The organism is Flavobacterium sp. (assembly GCF_031423415.1).
Classification (GTDB): Bacteria; Bacteroidota; Bacteroidia; order Flavobacteriales; family Flavobacteriaceae; genus Flavobacterium.
In genome coordinates this window covers 1-18,908 of sequence record NZ_JANPFL010000158.1, presented here as the reverse complement: position 1 = coordinate 18,908, position 18,908 = coordinate 1, and the positions used below count along the sequence as shown (strand labels likewise).

Here is an 18,908-nt window from a genome sequence, read left to right as displayed (position 1 = left end):
TGCTTTTAGTTTGTCAGGATTTTTATGAACTTGTGCGCCAATGCGGGTGCAAAAGTAGTCTGTTTATTCAGTTATACAAGGCTTTTTTGAACCTTTTTCTAAAGTATTTTTTAAGTTACTGGTTTTTCGATATTTACAAGGGTGATTTTTTGCTGTTTTGTGATTTTGAGACTGGCTTTTTGAGGATTTGAATAGTTTTACTGCATTTATGGGTATCTAGATTTATAAATGTAAGGTGTAGTATCAACTATTTGCTGAAGTGGAATCACGGAATTGGTGGATTTCTTTCTTGAGAGCACTTCTAAACATAAGTGCATTTTTAAAAAGGATTTCTTTATGAAAATGATTGCCATAGCCCTGATAGCAGTAAAAATCCTCTTGTGCCGGGGTTCGGCACAAGAGATTGAAACGGATAGCAGGATGAAGCTCCTGATTACTTCACTTATTTTCTATTTTCATCGGAGTTCAGTGAACGTTGTTTGCTTCGTGCCTCGCAATGACTATTATAAATTAATCGAAACGGATCGCTTTTACTGGAGAAATTTTGGTTATTATATAGGAAGGAATTAATAACACTACGAAACAAACTGTGACTGTAAGAAGATTTAGCAGCACTATATATCCCAAATTGATATCTACTGGCGCTTGGTTGACATAATAATTTTCGGGATTGAGGTGGATGATTCCAAAATACTGTTGGATTAACAACAGAGAAATGCCTATTAAGTTTCCCCAAAACAGTCCTCTTATTATAAGATAAAAAGCATTGTAAAGAAATATTTTTCGAACTGACCAATTGTTAGAACCTAATGCTTTGAGTATTCCTATCATTTGAGTACGTTCGAGGATGAGTACTAATAAAGCGACTACCATATTGATGGTGGCAACTAGTATCATTACGGCGAGTATTATTATGATATTTAAATCGAAAAGTTTTAGCCATTCGAATATGTAACTGTATTTTTCGATTATGGTTTTGGTGTCGAGCGTTGAGGATGTTTGCTCGTAGACTTGTTCGCCAATGGCTGTGATATTGGTAAAATCATTTGCAAAAACTTCGAATGCGCCCACTTGATCAGGCTTCCACTTATTGATTCGTTGAATGTGACGGATATCGCCGATAACATAGGTTGCGTCAAAATCTTGAAATCCAGAATTGAATATTCCTGCAATTTTGAATCTCCGAATATTGGGCAATTTATTCTGGTCTTCTTTGATGAAAAAAGTATTGAATGCATCTCCCACTTTTAGGTTTAGCCTGTTGGCTAGTAATTGGGAAATTAAAACTTCTTGATTAAGGTTTTTGGAAAAATCGGGCAACTGACCAGAAACAATATATTCCTTTATGCTATTCCATTGATAGTCTGTGCCAACGCCTTTGAGAATTATTCCCTCGAAAGCTGTTTCGGTTCTAATGATTCCTGCTTTGCTAGCAATGGCCTGAATATGACTTACTCCAGGAACAGAATTGAATTTTGGGTAAAAATCTTGGTTTTTTGAAATCGGAACTAGAGTAACTTCGGATTGATTGTTGTCGTAATTCGAAATTATGATATGCCCATTGAAAGCCGAAACTTTATCCCGAATTTTATGCTGCAATCCAATTCCAGTGGCAACCGAGACAATCATCATAATCATTCCGATAGCAATCGCTAAAATGGCAATTTTAATAATTGGTGCCGAAATGCTACTTTTATAGTCTTTAGCAGTTATGAGTCTTTTGGCTATGAAATATTCTAAATTCAAAATTCTTAATTTATCACAAAGATACATAAAGTTTTTTGCCCCCGATTACAGACTTGCACCACGGCATTCGCTTTTAAAAAAAGTTGACACAAATTTCACAAATTTACACAGATTTCAATCTGTTTTGATTGCACGAATTTTTAAATAACTAAAATTCGTGTAATTCAATTTTAAAAATTAATACAATTTGTGCTAATTCGTGCAATCCATGTCTGAAAATTTTAAACGCGAATGCCCTATACTTGCACACTGATGAAAAATAGTGGTTTTACTATTCTTTTGCTATAAAAATGTATTAATTATAAATCACAACGGCATTCTCTTCTTCATTTCTTCAACGATATTGAAAGCGGCGGGACAAATTGCTACGTTTTGCAAGGTCAAATCAGTAATTTGCTGAAACTTTTTTCTATCGGTATGTGGAAATTCACGGCAGGCTTTTGGCCGAACATCATAAATAAAACAGCTATTGTCAGTGTCTAGAAAACTACAAGGAACATTTTGTAACACATAATCTTTGTCTTCGTCAACGCGCAAATATTGGTCGATAAATTGTTGTGGTTTTTGACGCAAATGTTTTGAAATGCGTTCAATATCTGCCAATGTGAATAGTGGCCCAATGGTTTTACAACAATTAGCGCATTGTAAACAATCTGTTTTTTTGAATTCGGCATTGTGCAATTCCTGCATTACATAATCTAAATTCTTAGGTTGCTTTTTTTTCAGCTTATCAAAATACTTTTTGTTTTCGATATGCTTATCTTTGGCCTCTTTAGGAAGATTGTTTAGAATTTGTTTCAAGTTTCAGGTTTCAAGTTGTCCTGCAAAATTAGAACATTTTAAACTTGAAACTTTAAACCTGAAACTAAAATTATGAAAGATCTTTTCGGAAAAGCCATACTCGATTTTCAAACTAATAATTGTCCCGAAGATTTAATCACTGAAACTAATATTTCCGAGAAAGACGAAATGAGCGTTAACTATCTTTTTCGTTCATATGACGAAATGCCGAAATTAGAACAAAAAGCTTTGCAACTTGCCAAGGGGAAAGTTCTCGATGTGGGTTGTGGCGCAGGAAGTCACAGTTTGAGTTTACAAAATGATAGAAATCTTGACGTCACTTCAATAGACATTTCAGTAAATGCCATTCAAGCTTGTAGGCTTCGATGTTTGAAAAAAGCTATTGTGCAGGATGTAATGACTTTGGAAAATGAAAAATTCGATACTATTTTATTACTAATGAATGGAACTGGGATTTTTGGAACACTGAAAGAAACGCCCAACGTTTTACTGAAACTAAAAAGTCTTCTACATCCAAATGGACAAATTCTAATAGATTCTTCGGACATCATCTATATGTTCGACGATGATGACGATGGCGGAAAATGGATTACAGGTGATGCCTATTATGGCGAATTGACTTTTACTGTTTCCTATAAGAATGAAACTGAAGATACATTTCCTTGGCTCTATCTTGATTATAATACCTTGCAAAATGCGGCTTTCGCCAATGGGTTACAGTGTGAACTACTAATGGAAGGTGATCATTACGACTATTTAGCGAAGCTTTCGATTTAACAGTAGAGAAAAGAAGAAAGAAGCAAGAAGAAAGATAAAACTTTCGCATTCTTTACAATTCAATCAAGTCCGTTGTTTTAATTATATCTTGCAAAGCTTTGTACAAAATATCTAAATCTTCTTTTGAATTATACCCATTTATAGAATACCTTAAAAAATAAGTCCCGTTCAATGGCATTACCGGAATTTCGATTTTATATGTATTGAAAAGCAAGTCCTTCAAGCCAACAGGATTTGAAGTTTTAATGGGAATACTTGCCATTTGTCCTAGAAATTCATCGGTAATTGGGCAAATAGGTTGCGTTCCAAGCAAATCGCAAAAACGCTGGTAATTATCAAATACGATTTGTCTGCATTCTTTTGCCTTGGTTTTCCAATTGTTTTCTTCTAGAAAGTCTATCACTTTTGGCGTACACAAAAATGCCGAAATTTCTCTTGTCCCTTGGTATTCTTGATAATCTAAAAATTGGCTTTCGCCTGAAGTTAGACTTTCGTAACCCCAACCCACAATAAGTGGGTCTAGCATTTCCTGAAAACGCTGCTTTACATATAGAAAAGAACTGCCCTTTGGCGCCAACATCCATTTGTGTAGCGTTCCTGTGTAAAAATCCGGGTTTAATTCTGTAATATCCAAATCCATTTGACCCGGAACGTGAGCACCATCGATAATGGTAATCAATCCCAATTCACGGGCTTTATCACAAATTTCTTTAATTGGAAATATCAAAGCGGTGCAACTTGAGATTTGGTTTAAGAAAATAATCTTCGTTTTAGAAGTATAACCACTCCAAAATTCTTCAAGCATTTTTTCTTTAGAAACCAAAGGCAGTGAGATATTTTGACGAATGTATTTGGCTCCAGATTTTTTGCAATAGAAATTCCATGTTCTATCCATTGCACCATATTCGTGGTTCGTTGTCAGGATTTCATCGCCCGCATTCAAATGCAAACTTCGCATTATGGTATTGATGGCAAAGGTTGGGTTCGGCGTAAAAAAGAAATCATTGGCATCGCATCCAATGTATTTTGCCAAACTTTCTTTAGCAGTTTTCAAATAGCCTGCCATTTTTTTTTGAATAAAATAAACCGGTTCGTTTTCTAATTCTAATTGAAAACGTTGGTATTCCTCAAAAATAGGTTTTGGACAAGCGCCAAAAGAACCGTGATTTAGGAAAGTGATATTGTTATCTAAAAGGAATTGGGATTTCATTTTTTGATTTTTTGTTTATATAAATAATACCAAAAATTGTTTTGAAAAAACTATCTAGCAACTATGTTTATTGGCAAAGCATAAGTACATCTAACCGTTTTACCATTTTGTTGGCCAGGCATCCATTTTGGAGAGAGCGCTAAAACTCGTATAGCTTCTTTCCCTGTATCATATCCAATATCCCTCAAGACTTTAATTCCAGTGATGCTACCGTCTTTTTCAATTATGAAGGTCACGAACACTTTACCTGACAACTTTTCAACTTTTGGCGTTTTATAATTTTCTGCGATAAATGTATAGAATTTGTCAATGCCGCCAGGAAATTCGGGCTTCACTTCAATCCCAGCAACATTATAAATGTTATTATCAGTGACATTTGTTTTTTCTTGTGCCGAAACAATATGAGAAAAGAAAAAAGCGATTGTAATAATTAGAATTTTTTTCATAAGATTACTATTGTTTGTTTTTATTTTAGAATTATTTTTTGTTTGAAGAGCAAAGGCATTTTTATTACTACACTAAACGGATTTCCGGCACGCTTAGCAGGTTCCCATTTTGGAGATTTATTCAAAACTCTTATAATTTCTGAAGCTGCTTCAATGTTTGGAAATTCTAAAACTTTAATCTTTTTGACCTCTCCTACTTCAGTAACAGTAAACGAAACCACAATTTTACCCGCTTTAGTTACAGTCGAATAATTAAATTCTTGATGTATAAATTCATAAAATTTATTGAAATCTACACCATTAAATTTAGGATTGGAAACGTCTGGACTCGAAACAAGCTCCGTTTCCATCAGGAGTTCGCTTTCTTGTGCTGAAACAATTTGAATTAAAAAAAAGGAAATTACTAGAAGTAAAAAGTGCTTCATATTAAGGAATATTCAAGTATTTATGTGTTTGTAAAGATACACGCCATTTTGGATTGTTCATCACATATTCTACAATTAGCGGTGTCATTTCTTCCTTTTTGCTCCATTCTGGTTGGAGAAATAAAATAGCATTTTGGTTCACTTTTTCTGCTTGTTCTTCGGCAAATATGAAGTCGTGTTTGTTAAAAATTATAACCTTCAATTCGTGGGCTTTGTCATAAACGGTTTGTGTTGGCAATTTATTTTTCTTTGGTGAAAGACAAATCCAATCCCAACTCCCTGTAAGTTCATACGCACCCGAAGTTTCTATATGCACTTTGAGGTTTTGGTCTTTTAGCTTTTGCGTAAGCAAAGTCATATCCCAAGTCAAGGGTTCGCCTCCAGTTACTACAACTGTGTCGGCATATTTTCTAGCATTGGCAACAATTAAATCGATAGCTGTAGGCGGATGCAATTCGGCATTCCAACTTTCTTTGACATCACACCAATGGCACCCTACGTCGCAACCACCAATTCTTATAAAGTAAGCTGCTGTTCCTGTATGAAATCCCTCGCCTTGAATGGTATAAAATTCTTCCATCAAAGGAAGCATTGCTCCTTTATTAACTTCTAATTGTATTTCTTTTGATAACATTTTTTTAATTTAAAGTGCAAAGATAGTGAATTTAAAACGTTGACTTGTTTGCATAAAAAAACCGATAGTTTATTGAAACCATCGGTTTTAAATATGAATATTGTCTTACTAACTATTTTAAGAAAGCCAATAAATCTAATGCGCGTTTATCAGCAGGGTCTAATTCTAATGATTTATTCACAAACTCTTTTGCTTTTACTTTATCAGTTGTTAAATATGTAGAAGCAATATTATTGTAAGACTCTATAAATTTTTTCTTTACCAGTGGTTTTGCAACTTCTTCAGCTCCCTTTTCAGTTGCTTTTGCTATAAAATCTTCGTAATTTTTTTTCATTACGTCATTATTTTCTAACACTGCATTTGTTCTTGCTCTATAAATGTAAGCATCCTGATAGGTTGGAGACGCTTGAATTACTTTTTCAAATGCAAGATCTGCTTTTTGTAAAGCTGCTTTATCAACAACTACATCTTTCTTTAAGTTGGCGTAGTAAATTGACAATCCATAATATATATTATCCTCAATATAGTTTTTGTATTCAGTACTAGTCGTTCCAAACTCAAATATTGTACTGGCTTCATTATATAACTTTAAACCAAACATCTTCTTTCCAACTTCATTCAAATCCTCAATAATCAAAGGCTCAATTTCTATCGCTTTTTTAATATCTGCTATACCTGAATTATATAAAATAGGATCCATTGATAATCCATCAGCGCTCATTCCTTTCTTGAATTTTGCATTTCCTAAGTATAAATAATCTTTAGCAATCACTTTATTAACAGGGTTAGCAATGAAACTTTCTAACGATTTTATCGCCACGTCAACATTACCATTTTCATAAGCAGAATAGCCTAAATATCGAAAGATCCTAGGATTGACTTTATCCATTTCACTCATTTTATTGGCTTCAACTTCTAATGCTTTGTAATCTTTTACAAGAACCAAAAAGTCAGCGTGACGCATTCTGGAATTCAAAGAGTAATCGGTAAGACTAAGATATTTTTCATAATATCCAATAGCCGTTTGCATGTATTCTGAGGATTTAGATGGTTTATTTCTTCCCCATTTGTAATACGTTTCAGCTAATTCTCTATAAACCGGGCCATAATTTGCATTTAAAGCGATAACTTCATTAAAAGATTTGATCGCCTCATCATAAGATTTTGCTCCTTTTAATAAAACTCCTAATTGCATTTTTGCTCTCAACAAAGTAGGGTCAAACTGAAAAGCATTTCTGTAAGCAGCATAGGCCTCATTTTGGTTTTTATCACCATAGAAAGCATCTCCGAGAGCTAGCTGAACTAAAGCATCATTTGAATTTATGAGTTTCGCTTTGTTTAAAACTTCAATCGCTTTTTTATAATTCGGCTTTGCAGAATAGGTGTACCCTCTTCCTATGGCTGTCAATTCCTCAATATCTTTCTTTCTTGTATCTTTCAACGCTAATGCAAAATTTGAATCAGCAGCAACTGAATTTCCGTTATCTAGATCTATAACACCTAAACCAATGTAATTAAGTCTGCCACCGTCAGCTCCCGTTAATCCTTTCTGAAAGGCAATTTTTGCTGAATCTGTTACAGACTGAATAAGATAGACGTTACCTAATATAAAGTTAGCTCTGCCATCCGCAGGATTACCTTTTAGAATCGATTTTAGAATCGATTTTGCCTTTTCATATTGTTCTGCATCGACTGCTTTTCTTGCTTGGTTAACATCTTGGGCAAACCCAAGAGTAACTGATGTTAAAAAAGCTATACTAAAAATTTTAAGTGTGTTCATCTTGTTTTGTATTTGTATTTAATTTTTATCATTACTTATGCCATTCCTAATATTTATTCTTCTGCCTGGCACTCTTACGGGTAATAATCCTGACTTTAAAATTATTCTTTGTCCAATATCTCCTGCGACAAAGGAAGCAAAACCCATTCCTAATCCCGAATACCCTTGTGCATTTATGATATACAAATCACGTGCCAAAGGATATTTACCTTCCGCAATGTTGTTTTGACTGGGTAAGTAAAATTTGTTACTAATTGGACTTTTCACACTCAATACGTTAACTCTTTCAACATACTTTTCCATAATTGGCATTGGCTGTGTCAACCAGTTTACTCCTACCACACCTATCATCCCATCATTTTCGGCCACAAACTTAATAACTTCTTGGTTCGTCTTGAAAGAGTAAACTCCCTCTTTTGGGATAGCATCAATTCCAGCAAGTTGATTCATATAACGAACAGTACTCGAATTCGGATTATCGAAAACCAATCCTTTAATTTTCGAATTTTGCTTTCCTTGCATGTACTCTATTACACTCTTTAACTCAATCAAAGTGTCTTTATTGCTATTATTTGAAATAAAAGCAATCGCGTCGGTGGCAAATTTAGTTATTTTTGGTGTAATTTTTTTTTGCTCAAAGATTTTATTTTCATTTGGTGTTAAATTGCGCGTCAAAATTGCAATACTTGACTTTTCACTTAACAATGAATTCAGTACTTCGGTTTCCGATTTAGAACTAATATCAATTTTAGCGTCGTACTTGCTTTCAAAAATGGCAACCTGATCTTCTACAATTGGGGTCAAAGTCTCATCCACAAAGATAGTTGCAACACCTTTTAAAATAGATTCCTTGCCATTTTTAGACTGGTCTGATTTGTTACAAGTAACCAAACAAATACATAAGAATAATAATAAAAAAAGTTTGTTGTGTTTAAACATATTTATTCGTTATTTAAGTTAAAAACCCTAAAAAAGCGTATAAAAGAATATACAATTAAAAGTACGCCAAAAGACATTCTATAGACTGAATCCATTGCAATAGGCATAGATTTCCAAAATATAAAAATTAAACCCAAAATGAAATAGGATATAAATACCAGCATACCCATAACGAAAAGAAACCGCTCTTTGAGCGATTTCTTTTTAAAGTTTTGAATGATTTTATTTGTCATTATTCAGCTGATTGAATGCTAATTGGCAAACTATAAGTACATCTTACTTTTTTACCATTTTGCTCCCCAGGTGACCATCTAGGACACTTGTTTAATACACGTATAGCTTCTTTTCCGGTTCCGTAACCAATATCTCTTAAAACTTTAATATCTGTCAATGAACCATCTTTTTCAACCACGAATGAAACAAACACCTTGCCCTTAAGTCCTTCTTCTTCAGGGGTTTGATAGTTTTTGGCGATAAAATTGTAAAATTTTTCTATTCCCCCTGGAAAATCGGGTTTAACCTCAATACCAGCGGTGTTGTAAACTGTATTGTCTTCTTCTACAACTGCGGCAACACCTGTACCTACTGGTTCAACTGTTAACTCAGCGTCTGGGTCTCCTTTTATGGTTTCCTTTCCAATATTTTTATCTTTAAGATCTTTGATAACAACAATCTCCTCAACTACTTCATCTGCTTTGGCAACCACAGGCTTCACAAATTTCACTTGATCGACCTTTGGAGGTGGTGGCGGAGGTGGTGGAAGATTTTCCTTTGGTTTCTCTTTTGGAGGCATCTTTACAGTAGTTATCTTTTGATCTAAAGTAGTATCTTCTTGCGCATCAGGAATCATTCGCATGATTGTTGGTATGCTGACAAGAAGAGAAAAAACAACAGTTCCAATGATAAAAGCTCTTGCTGTATTCTTAGTTATTGATTTTCGCAAATCGTAAGCACCATAACGTTTATTACGCCCTTCGAAAACAATTTCAAGCCAATGATTGTTTAATAAATCTAATTTCATAAGTAGATATTTATTTATTTTTAAAAGTCATATGTAATTCGCATATCAAAATTAGTAATATATCCAATCTGTCTATGCTCACTTCACATTTCTTAATTATGAGGTTATTGAGTTATAAGAACACATCTTATTTTCCTTCTAACAATTTTTTTTCTTCGGGTGAAAAATCATTTACGATGGCATACGTTGGTACATCCACAATTGCCATTTCGTCCAAAATATCAACTAAATTGCGGTAGTTAGACTTCTTGCCCGGTTTAATAATAACAATCATTCCGTTCTTCGGTTTTCCTTTTGCAGTAGAATAGGCTAAAACAGCCTCTTTTCTTGACATTAATTCTTTACGAATACCTTCCTTACCATATGTAAAGTCTTTAGGTGCACCGCCCGGAACAGGAGTTGCTAACAAACCATTGTATCGCAGTAGTTTATCATTATCACCCAATAGAATCGTCATAGTTCGAAATTCATCTACTTTGATTGGTTTGTCGGTAGGATCATCTTGTTTATCTGGCAACCCCAAATTCATAGATTGTGGTTTCGACAAGGTCGTAGTAAGCATAAAGAACGTGATTAACAAGAAAGCCAAATCCACCATAGCAGTTAAATCTACTTTTGAATTTTGTTTTTTACTTCTTACTTTTTTGTCCTTACCTCCTCCACTGTCGCCTGTATTTAATTCAGCCATTTTAGTGTATTTTTTTAATTAAAAATTCTTTCCTCTTAAACCGGTAACCAAACTAAAACTATTGATTTTTTGGTCTTGTAAAATATCCATTACTTTTCGGATCGATGGATATTCTTCTTTTGCATCCCCTTTTATAGCAATTTGCAATTCCTTATCATTCAATTCAATATTAGCAATTCGAGCATTTTGAACCCATTCTGCTAGTTGATTATCAAGCGAATCTTTAGGAACTCCCGGTTGACCTGCCTTACTACGTTCGGCGGTTTTCATTCCGATAAGTTGTTTGAGATTTTGAACAGGAACTCCAATTCCCTCCATCAATGCAAATTTTGATTTTTCATCATCATTAAACTCAACCCCATATTTTTGACCCATCAATTCAAGAGTTCGTTTACGAACTTCTCTTCCCTTCAAATCAAAAAACACTTTTCCTTTACCAATGGTCAAAGTAGCCAAATCCGTTTCAGGCAATTTGGTTTGTACCGTTGATGATGGCGTATCCACAGGCAATGCTTCTGGTATTTTGGCCGTAGCGGTCAAAATAAAAAAAGTAAGCAAAAGGAAAGCCACATCACACATAGCCGTCATATCAATAGACGCTGCTTTTTTAGACGATTTTCCAGCCATTAATTTTATATTTAAATTAGTAAAGACTTAGCGCTCGTAAACAATACAACGCTAAATCCTTAAAAATTATTACTAATTATTTTTGTGTACCTCTAAAATGTCTGTAAGTATTCACTATTGTGTTACCTGCCTCATCGATAGAATAAGTTAAAGTATCGATTTTTGAAGTAAATAAATTATAAACAATAATTGCTAATGCAGAAGTAGATATACCTGTTGCAGTATTAATAAGTGCCTCAGAAATACCATTTGCCAACATCGCTTGGTCAGGAGTACCTGAACTTGCTAATGCACCAAACGCTTTAATCATTCCCGTAACTGTTCCTAATAATCCGGCAAGAGTTCCTAAAGAAACTAAAGTTGACAGAATAGTCATGTGTTTTTCTAACATCGGCATTTCAAGTGATGTAGCCTCTTCGATTTCTTTGTGAATTGTTTCAGCAGCTGCTTCACTATCTAAACCTTCTTTTTTCACACCTTGATATTTAACTAATGCAGATCTAATTGCATTGGCAACAGAGCCTTGTTGTTTGTCACAAGCTACGATTGCACCTTCGATATCTCCTGTTTTGATGCTTTTTTGAACATCATCCATAAATTTATCTAAATTTCCTTTTCCTGCAGCTTTAGAAATTACAGCATAACGCTCGAATGAAAAGACAATTACCATTAATAGCAATCCCATCAAAACGGGTACAATAGGACCTCCTTTGTATACCATTGCTAAATAATTTCCTGGAAGCGGATGACCTGTGTTAACTCCTCCTTCAAAGTTTGCTCCATCACCCATGATGAAATTCCAGATTATCCATCCCATAAAAATACATAAAACAATTATGATACCTGAAATCATACCTCCTAAACCTGAACCTTTTTCTTTTTTAACGTTTGCCATTTTCTTTTAATTTTAATAGATTTAATAATTTATTTTTTGTTATATTAAACTTTGTTAAGAAGCAAATTTAAATTTTTAGTTTAAATAAAAAAACTTTTTTTACTATTATTTAACTAATTTAACTTAACCGTAAAAAAGCGACTTTTCTAACGTTTTAAATTAATTGCAATAATTTTATCTAACATTCAAATTTTGAAAGCAAAATAAGCTTTTGCAATTAAATTTAAGTGTGGTTTTAAATTCTTTTGAAAAACACAAGTATATTTTTTTTGTTAAAAAACTAGTGCTTTTTAAATAAAGCTTACAATTACAATTTTTATAAAAAAAATAATATCTTGCAATTGATTTTAATTCAATATATAAGATGAGCAAAAAAGAAGATTTCATAAAACAAATTAATGATGGTTATCTATCAAAAGGTGAAAGCATAATTCTTGGTGGTGCAATGCTCGATGGCGAAGCTCTAGCTGACGCACATATTAAAGTTCCTCTAAAAACGCTGAACCGTCATGGATTAATTGCCGGTGCGACTGGAACTGGAAAGACCAAAACTATCCAAGTTTTGTCTGAACAATTATCTTCGTTTGGAATTCCTGTTTTGATGATGGATATCAAAGGGGATTTTAGCGGTATTGCCAAAGAAGGCGAGGAAAAAGCTTTTATAACAGAGCGTCACGCAAAAATAAATATTCCCTACAAAACTGCAAGTTTCCCCGTTGAATTAATGTCACTATCTGAACAAAGTGGCGTGCGCCTTCGTTCAACAGTCTCTGAGTTTGGACCCGTATTATTTTCAAGAATTCTAGATTTGAATGACACGCAAGCCGGAGTAGTTTCGGTGATATTCAAGTATTGTGATGACAATAAAATGCCTCTTTTGGATTTAAAAGACATCAAAAAAGTAATCAATTACATTACCGAAGAAGGAAAAGCCGAGATTGAAGAAAGTTATGGCAAAATTTCCACCTCAACAACTGGAACTATTTTACGCAAAATAATTGAACTCGAACAACAAGGTGCCGATTTGTTTTTTGGAGAAATGTCTTTTGACATCAATGATTTAATGCGCTTTGATGAAAATGGGAAAGGTTATGTCAACATCATTCGCTTGACGGATATTCAAGATAAACCCAAGTTATTTTCAACTTTTATGCTGAGTTTATTGGCAGAAATCTACAATCAAATGCCTGAAAAAGGAGATTCTGACCAACCCGAATTGGTTATTTTTATTGACGAAGCACATTTAATTTTCAAAGAAGCCAGCAAAACATTATTAGAACAAATAGAAACAATTGTAAAACTGATTCGTTCCAAAGGAGTTGGAATTTACTTTATAACTCAAAATCCAATGGATGTTCCAAGTGGTGTTTTGGCACAATTAGGATTGAAAATACAACACGCTTTGAGAGCTTTTACGGCAAATGATCGTCAAGCCATCAAACAAACTGCCGATAATTATCCTTCATCTGACTTCTATAAAACTGATGAATTATTAACAAGCTTGGGAATTGGCGAAGCATTAGTCACAGCCTTGAACGAAAAAGGAATTCCTACTCCACTTGCCGCAACGATGATGAGAGCGCCAACCAGCAGAATGGATGTTTTGACAGAAAGTGAAATTCAGGAAATCAATGCCAAATCAAAGTTGGTCAGGAAATATTCTGAACTCATTGACCGTGAAAGTGCTTATGAAATGCTGAATAAAAAAATAGCTGTAGCCGAACAAGAAGTTGCTAAACAACAAGAAGAAAGAGCAGTAGAAAGAGAACAAAAACAATCCGGAGATGCAACCGGAGCTGTCACTAAATCAGTAATTAAAGTTCTGACGAGTGCTACTTTTATTAGAGGTGCATTTGGAGTTTTGAGTAAACTGCTGAGAAAATAATTATGAAAAAACAAACATGAAAGCGATTACAACGATAGGATTATTGATACTAGCCAATATTTTTATTTTTTTGGCCTGGTATGGACCATTAAAATTTAAAGATTATAAATTCTTTGAAAATAAGGGCATTGTATTTACGATTTTGATTACCTGGTTAATTGTTTTTTTTGTTTGTGTTTTTCAAATCCCAGCAAATAGAATTGGCTTTATTGGAAACAATGGCCCATTTACCTTATTGCAACTCAAAGTAATTCAAGAAGTCATAGGAGTTACAGTATTTGTTATCTTAATGTTGCTTTTCTTTAAGGATGAAAGCTTCAGATGGAACCATGTTATTGGGTTTGTTTTTTTAATATTGGCGGTTTATTTTATGTTCAAAAAATAAATAAATACTCAATAAAATTAAAATATTAAAATGAAAAAATACTTTATTCAAAAAACGCCTTTTGTAGTTCCAACAACTGATGGAAAACTCATTGAAGAACATCACGGAATTCCCACCACAAACAACCCGGCGATTTCAATTGCCCATATGATTGCACCGCCACATTGGAAAGAACCGTTTCAAACTCCTGAGTTCGAAGAATACACTTATATCTTTTCGGGTAAAAAACAATTTATCATCGAAGGAGAAACCCTCATTCTTGAAGCGGGACAATCCATAAAAATTGAGAAAAATACGCGTGTTCAATACTCCAATCCTTTTGATGAACCTTGCGAATATATGGCAATTTGCATTCCTGCATTCGATTTTACGAAAGTGCATCGGGAGGAATAATAGATTCAATATCAAAATTCAATTGCAATGACAATGTCAATTCAAATTTTGATATTGAATTTTGCCATTGCCATTGTTATTGCAATTAAAATCTATTTCGGAAGAAAAATCAATTTCGTCGAAGTGCTAATGATTTCTTCCTTGTTCAGTTTCATTTTTCTGAACTTGCCGGTATTGTACATTTCAGCCTGATCGTTGTAATATTTGCTAAAGGGATTTCCGGATTGCCCTGTTGGCAAAATGCTCATACTGTTTTCTATATCCGAAAAATCAATAACTCTTCGGGTCGAAGGTCCGCCTTTTACAATATATTCGCCATTGTCGGTAAAATCAAAAAACAGATTATTAATCACTTCGGTTGAACCCGGAACGTTGAAAGGCCCAACATTAAAAATGCCTCTCAACGCAGCCACTTGTCCCAAAGGATGTTGGTGTTCCAAGGTGTGAACTCGATCCCAAGTCCAAGAATTTACCTCTTTTCCCAATTGATTTTCAAGTGCTGCAATGCCTTCGTGAAAAGATTTGTTTAGAATTTCAGCTCTTGTTTCTTTTTTGTTTTTTGTCGTAACCTCATCCCACCAAACCGAATTTTCATTTTTACTTTGCGGCTCAATAATTTGTTTGACAATATGTGTGGTCAAAAGCATTTTAAAATCAGCTTCTCCCAACTCGTCCTGAAACGTATTTTTTAAATAACGATAAATCCATTTCTGATAAATTGTTGGCGCCACATCCTTTAAATTATTAGAACCATTCCATTTTTTTAGGATTTCAACGGATTGTTTTTCGTTGTTGGAGAGGGATTTTAAATCCAAAGCCGTAATCAGATTTTTTGCTATACTAGGCGTAATCGATGACGAATTATCATTTATCATCTGACCCGCATCTTCTTTCGTCCAATTGTTTTTGGGTTCCAATAAACCTGAAATTCTTTTGGCTCGATCTTGTGGTAAATAATAGCCTGGATACAAATACCCATCGACCGCTTCCGGCTGATTATTGGCTGAATAGATGTAATTCCAACTTGGGTTGATTGCATGAGGATTTTTGGAGAAATCCAAAAACTCCTTTTTATCATCAATGCCATTGGTTCCACTTAAAATGAAATTTGGATTGACAGATTTGTCTAATCTATATAATTTTCCGGAAGTATTCCAAGCGATATTACCTTTGGCATCGCCATACATAATATTTAATCCTGGCGCGGCAATTAAGGAAACTCCTTTTCTAAAATCAACCAAATTCTTGGAATGCGAAAGCAAATAAACCGCTTCGAGCATTTGATTGGTTTGCTGTGAAAAAATCCAATACATTGCAATAGGCTTATCTCCTTGAATTCCAACCAATAAATCATTCATCACAGGTCCGTGTTGGGTTTCTCTAACTTCTACAACCACATCAGCACTGTCTTTTACCTTAATAATTTCTTTTCGGATTTTGTAATCCTGAAATCCGGTTGCCGTTTTGTATTGGTTTTTGTTGTTTGTCCCGACGCTTCGGGATTCTTCTTCCTGAAAGAAATCGACATCATCGTTTTCGAACATTGTTAATCCATAAGCATATTTGTGATTGTGTGCCAAAAGCGGGAATGGTGTTCCGGCCAAATAATACCCATAAATTTCATAATCAGGCACTACAATATGGGCTTCATACCAAGTGCAAGGCTGCGAAAAAGCAATGTGAGGATCATTGGCAAAAATAACTTTTCCGTTTTTAGTTTTATTTGGCGCAATTACCCAACTGTTGCTGCCAATAAAAGCCGGCACTTGCGATTTCTCTAGTAAATCTGTCACTGATTTGGAGATTTCGGCATATTCTACAGACTTTCCGTCGAAATTTTTGATTTGAGTCGTTCCTAATGAACCGTCCAAACCAAAATCTTTTAAATAATCTGCACCCAATCTATCCCGAATATCCGTCAGTAAGGGGTCGGTTTTTTGAGCCATAGCAAAACTGAACGACATATATCCAAAGATATTATAGACGTCTTTTATCGTGAATATTTCTTTTTTTATTCCCAATATTTGGAATTCGATTGGTGTTTTTCCTTCTTCCAAATATTGGTTTATCCCTTCAATATAGGCTAAGGTGAGTTGGTACGCTTGGGAATTTTTATCCAATTTAGCAATAGCTTTTTCAGAATTTTCATTGATGCCCAAACCTGCAAAAAAGGTGTCAGTCTTTAAAACTTTCGAACCAAACATTTCTGACAATCTTCCTGGAGCAATGCGCCGCATCAATTCCATTTGCCATAAACGATCTTGTGCGTGAACAAATCCTAAAGCGGTCATCGCGTCTTTCTCGGAATTAGCATAAATATGTGGAACCCCGAAATCATCAAAATAAACAGTGGTTTCCTTTTGAATAGTTTCGAGTTGTAGTTTTCCTTCATAAGTGGGCTTCAGATAAAAAGCATAACCAACTAATGCAAGCGCAAGAAGAACAATTAGTGATAGCGTAACCAGTAGAAATCGTTTCAGATTTTTCATTTTATATAAATTGTAAAAACAAATATAAATGAATTATTGGCTTTTGTGTGAAAACAAACTAAAAATAAATTTAAACCACATAGAATTAATTTTAAATTGTTAAAAAGATTGTCATAGAAAATATTTTTTGCACATAGCAGCTATGATCCCTGTCCCGATAATTATCTGGACGAACGGACTATGTAAATCTATGTTAAAGTGAAGCTTTCTAACATTAACCTTATGTTTTCACAATAAAGACTATGTGGTTAAAAACTGCACAACATTTCGAGTACAATCACAAATATATATGATTTATTAGCAATTTTCGCTAAAGTAGTCCAACAATTTTGTTTACTATATTTTTTATTTTATTAAACAAAAAGTATCTTTGTCCGAAATAAATAAACAATGAAAAGAGTTTCGAAAGAAGAAATTTCCAAAATGGAAAAAATAGAGCGGTTGAATTTAATCAATTCGTGCACTGGATATAAATCGGCGAATCTGATTGCTACAAAATCTGCTGATGGAAAACCTAATGTAGCGATTTTTAGCAGTGTTACCCATTTGGGCAGTCATCCTGCATTAATTGGATTCATTATGAGACCAACTACAGTACCACGAGATACCTATAAAAATATGAGAGAAACTGGCTACTTTACGGTGAATCACATTACGGTAGAGATGATTGCCGATGCGCATCACACCTCGGCCAATTATGAATTGGGAATTTCAGAGTTTGACAAAACAAACTTGGAAGAAGAGTACAAAAATGACATCATAATCCCTTTTGTGAAAGGAAGTCCTGTTCAGTTGTATTGCAAGTACGTGAATGAATATTACATCAAGGAAAATGATACCATTCATGTTGTGGCTTCTATTGAAAACTTGTTTTTTGACGAAAATTTACAACACAAAGATGGCTGGTTGCAAATAGACAAAGGAAATGTTATTGCGCTAAATGGGCTTGATGGTTATTGTTTACCCAAGTTGGTCGATCGTTTTCAATATGCCAGAAAAGACACTCCTTCTAAATCTTTTTTTACAGAAAAGTAATTTCAGTAATGAACACTTTTTTAAGTGTAATACCAGAAACGCTTATCAAATAGTGCAAAATATAAGGTAATTTGTCACTCCGTTGGAGTCGCAAAACAATATCTATTGACACATTACTGTTTTCATACTTAACATACATCCATCTTCTGCACTTACTTTAGGTATTTGACTAACCCATTAATCGGAAAACCACTTCTGCAAACCAATTCTTTTATTATTTCTCCACGATGTTGCATAGTGCAAATATTTGCACGAAAAAGTATAATAATAATATTCTCATATTACACGATGTGTAATATTTTTCACTAAGTTTGAATCCTAGAATCTACTTACAATTTTTTAACCAACATTTCAATTTTTGAATCTTAATTAAATAACTTATGAAAACAAAATTACTATTATTGATCACGATTATTATGAGTTTTTCTATGTTTGGAAAACAAATCGATGAGAATACTGCAAGAACTGTAGGGCAAAATTTTTTAAAAACTAAATCCAATTCGTCTGAAAAATTTAGAACTGCCAAGTTTCAAATGGTTTATAAATCCAATTCAAAAAGCAGCACCAAAGCAACAACATTTTTTTATGTTTTTAATCATTATTGTCCGATAAAAAAGAAGCCAAATTAATGGCTTCTTTCAAAGAATCGTATTTTTGTATTGCAAAACATAAATTACGATGGACAAAAATAGCTATTTTTCGACAAAATCTGTTTTCGGACAGTTGATTTCT

The 18,908-nt window shown here is 34.0% G+C and carries 18 protein-coding genes; 5 read left to right on the top strand and 13 right to left on the bottom strand.

The features are described from left to right. Window positions 1-510 precede the first annotated feature (510 nt). Together RMO83_RS13820 and RMO83_RS13815 are read right to left on the bottom strand one after the other, a co-directional pair. Window positions 511-1,746 (bottom strand): FtsX-like permease family protein, encoded by a 1,236-nt coding sequence (locus RMO83_RS13820; protein WP_310560286.1) that lies wholly within the window; start codon window positions 1,744-1,746, stop codon window positions 511-513. Between the two features lie 306 nt (window positions 1,747-2,052). Further along, complete coding sequence (locus RMO83_RS13815) at window positions 2,053-2,547, bottom strand: YkgJ family cysteine cluster protein (protein WP_310560285.1); 495 nt, start codon at window positions 2,545-2,547, stop codon at window positions 2,053-2,055. A 72-nt stretch (window positions 2,548-2,619) separates the two neighbouring features. Between RMO83_RS13815 and RMO83_RS13810 the strand changes: the two genes are divergently transcribed. After that, window positions 2,620-3,324: a class I SAM-dependent methyltransferase gene (locus RMO83_RS13810; protein ID WP_310560284.1), complete on the top strand. Its 705-nt coding sequence runs from the start codon at window positions 2,620-2,622 to the stop codon at window positions 3,322-3,324. 52 nt (window positions 3,325-3,376) lie between these two features. Here RMO83_RS13810 and RMO83_RS13805 read toward each other — a convergent pair whose 3' ends face one another. The 10 genes from RMO83_RS13805 to RMO83_RS13760 form a co-directional block, all read right to left on the bottom strand. Continuing rightward, window positions 3,377-4,534, bottom strand: a complete 1,158-nt coding sequence (locus tag RMO83_RS13805) for an aminotransferase class V-fold PLP-dependent enzyme (RefSeq protein WP_310560283.1) — start codon at window positions 4,532-4,534, stop codon at window positions 3,377-3,379. Between the two features lie 50 nt (window positions 4,535-4,584). Next, window positions 4,585-4,980 (bottom strand): energy transducer TonB, encoded by a 396-nt coding sequence (locus tag RMO83_RS13800; protein WP_310560282.1) that lies wholly within the window; start codon window positions 4,978-4,980, stop codon window positions 4,585-4,587. A 20-nt stretch (window positions 4,981-5,000) separates the two neighbouring features. Continuing rightward, window positions 5,001-5,405, bottom strand: a complete 405-nt coding sequence (locus RMO83_RS13795) for an energy transducer TonB (RefSeq protein WP_310560281.1) — start codon at window positions 5,403-5,405, stop codon at window positions 5,001-5,003. Between the two features lies 1 nt (window position 5,406). Beyond that, window positions 5,407-6,039, bottom strand: a complete 633-nt coding sequence (locus RMO83_RS13790) for a 7-carboxy-7-deazaguanine synthase QueE (protein ID WP_310560280.1) — start codon at window positions 6,037-6,039, stop codon at window positions 5,407-5,409. A 112-nt stretch (window positions 6,040-6,151) separates the two neighbouring features. Then, window positions 6,152-7,819 (bottom strand): tetratricopeptide repeat protein, encoded by a 1,668-nt coding sequence (locus RMO83_RS13785; RefSeq protein WP_310560279.1) that lies wholly within the window; start codon window positions 7,817-7,819, stop codon window positions 6,152-6,154. Window positions 7,820-7,837: 18 nt separating this feature from the next. Continuing rightward, complete coding sequence (locus RMO83_RS13780; RefSeq protein WP_310560278.1) at window positions 7,838-8,758, bottom strand: substrate-binding domain-containing protein; 921 nt, start codon at window positions 8,756-8,758, stop codon at window positions 7,838-7,840. 232 nt (window positions 8,759-8,990) lie between these two features. Beyond that, window positions 8,991-9,779, bottom strand: a complete 789-nt coding sequence (locus RMO83_RS13775) for an energy transducer TonB (protein ID WP_310560277.1) — start codon at window positions 9,777-9,779, stop codon at window positions 8,991-8,993. Window positions 9,780-9,906: 127 nt separating this feature from the next. Further along, the gene (locus RMO83_RS13770) at window positions 9,907-10,467 is read right to left on the bottom strand and encodes a biopolymer transporter ExbD (RefSeq protein ID WP_310560276.1); all 561 of its coding nucleotides are present in this window, start codon (window positions 10,465-10,467) and stop codon (window positions 9,907-9,909) included. 18 nt (window positions 10,468-10,485) lie between these two features. Beyond that, a complete protein-coding gene (locus RMO83_RS13765; RefSeq protein ID WP_310560275.1) occupies window positions 10,486-11,094 on the bottom strand; it encodes a biopolymer transporter ExbD in 609 nt (202 codons plus the stop codon). Window positions 11,095-11,170: 76 nt separating this feature from the next. Continuing rightward, complete coding sequence (locus RMO83_RS13760; RefSeq protein WP_310560274.1) at window positions 11,171-11,989, bottom strand: MotA/TolQ/ExbB proton channel family protein; 819 nt, start codon at window positions 11,987-11,989, stop codon at window positions 11,171-11,173. A 364-nt stretch (window positions 11,990-12,353) separates the two neighbouring features. Here RMO83_RS13760 and RMO83_RS13755 point away from each other — a divergent pair, with 364 nt between their 5' ends. The 3 genes from RMO83_RS13755 to RMO83_RS13745 are packed head-to-tail and all read left to right on the top strand — an operon-like array spanning window position 12,354 to window position 14,652. Beyond that, window positions 12,354-13,874 (top strand): helicase HerA-like domain-containing protein, encoded by a 1,521-nt coding sequence (locus RMO83_RS13755; protein WP_310560273.1) that lies wholly within the window; start codon window positions 12,354-12,356, stop codon window positions 13,872-13,874. Between the two features lie 16 nt (window positions 13,875-13,890). Further along, window positions 13,891-14,259, top strand: coding sequence for a DMT family protein (locus RMO83_RS13750; RefSeq protein WP_310560272.1), 369 nt, complete (start codon window positions 13,891-13,893; stop codon window positions 14,257-14,259). 30 nt (window positions 14,260-14,289) lie between these two features. Then, a complete protein-coding gene (locus RMO83_RS13745; RefSeq protein WP_310560271.1) occupies window positions 14,290-14,652 on the top strand; it encodes a cupin domain-containing protein in 363 nt (120 codons plus the stop codon). 92 nt (window positions 14,653-14,744) lie between these two features. Here the strand turns inward: RMO83_RS13745 and RMO83_RS13740 are convergent, their stop codons facing one another. After that, window positions 14,745-17,141, bottom strand: coding sequence for a penicillin acylase family protein (locus RMO83_RS13740; protein WP_310560270.1), 2,397 nt, complete (start codon window positions 17,139-17,141; stop codon window positions 14,745-14,747). A gap of 390 nt (window positions 17,142-17,531) precedes the next feature. Between RMO83_RS13740 and RMO83_RS13735 the strand changes: the two genes are divergently transcribed. Continuing rightward, window positions 17,532-18,176, top strand: coding sequence for a flavin reductase (locus tag RMO83_RS13735; RefSeq protein WP_310560269.1), 645 nt, complete (start codon window positions 17,532-17,534; stop codon window positions 18,174-18,176). Window positions 18,177-18,908: the final 732 nt, after the last annotated feature.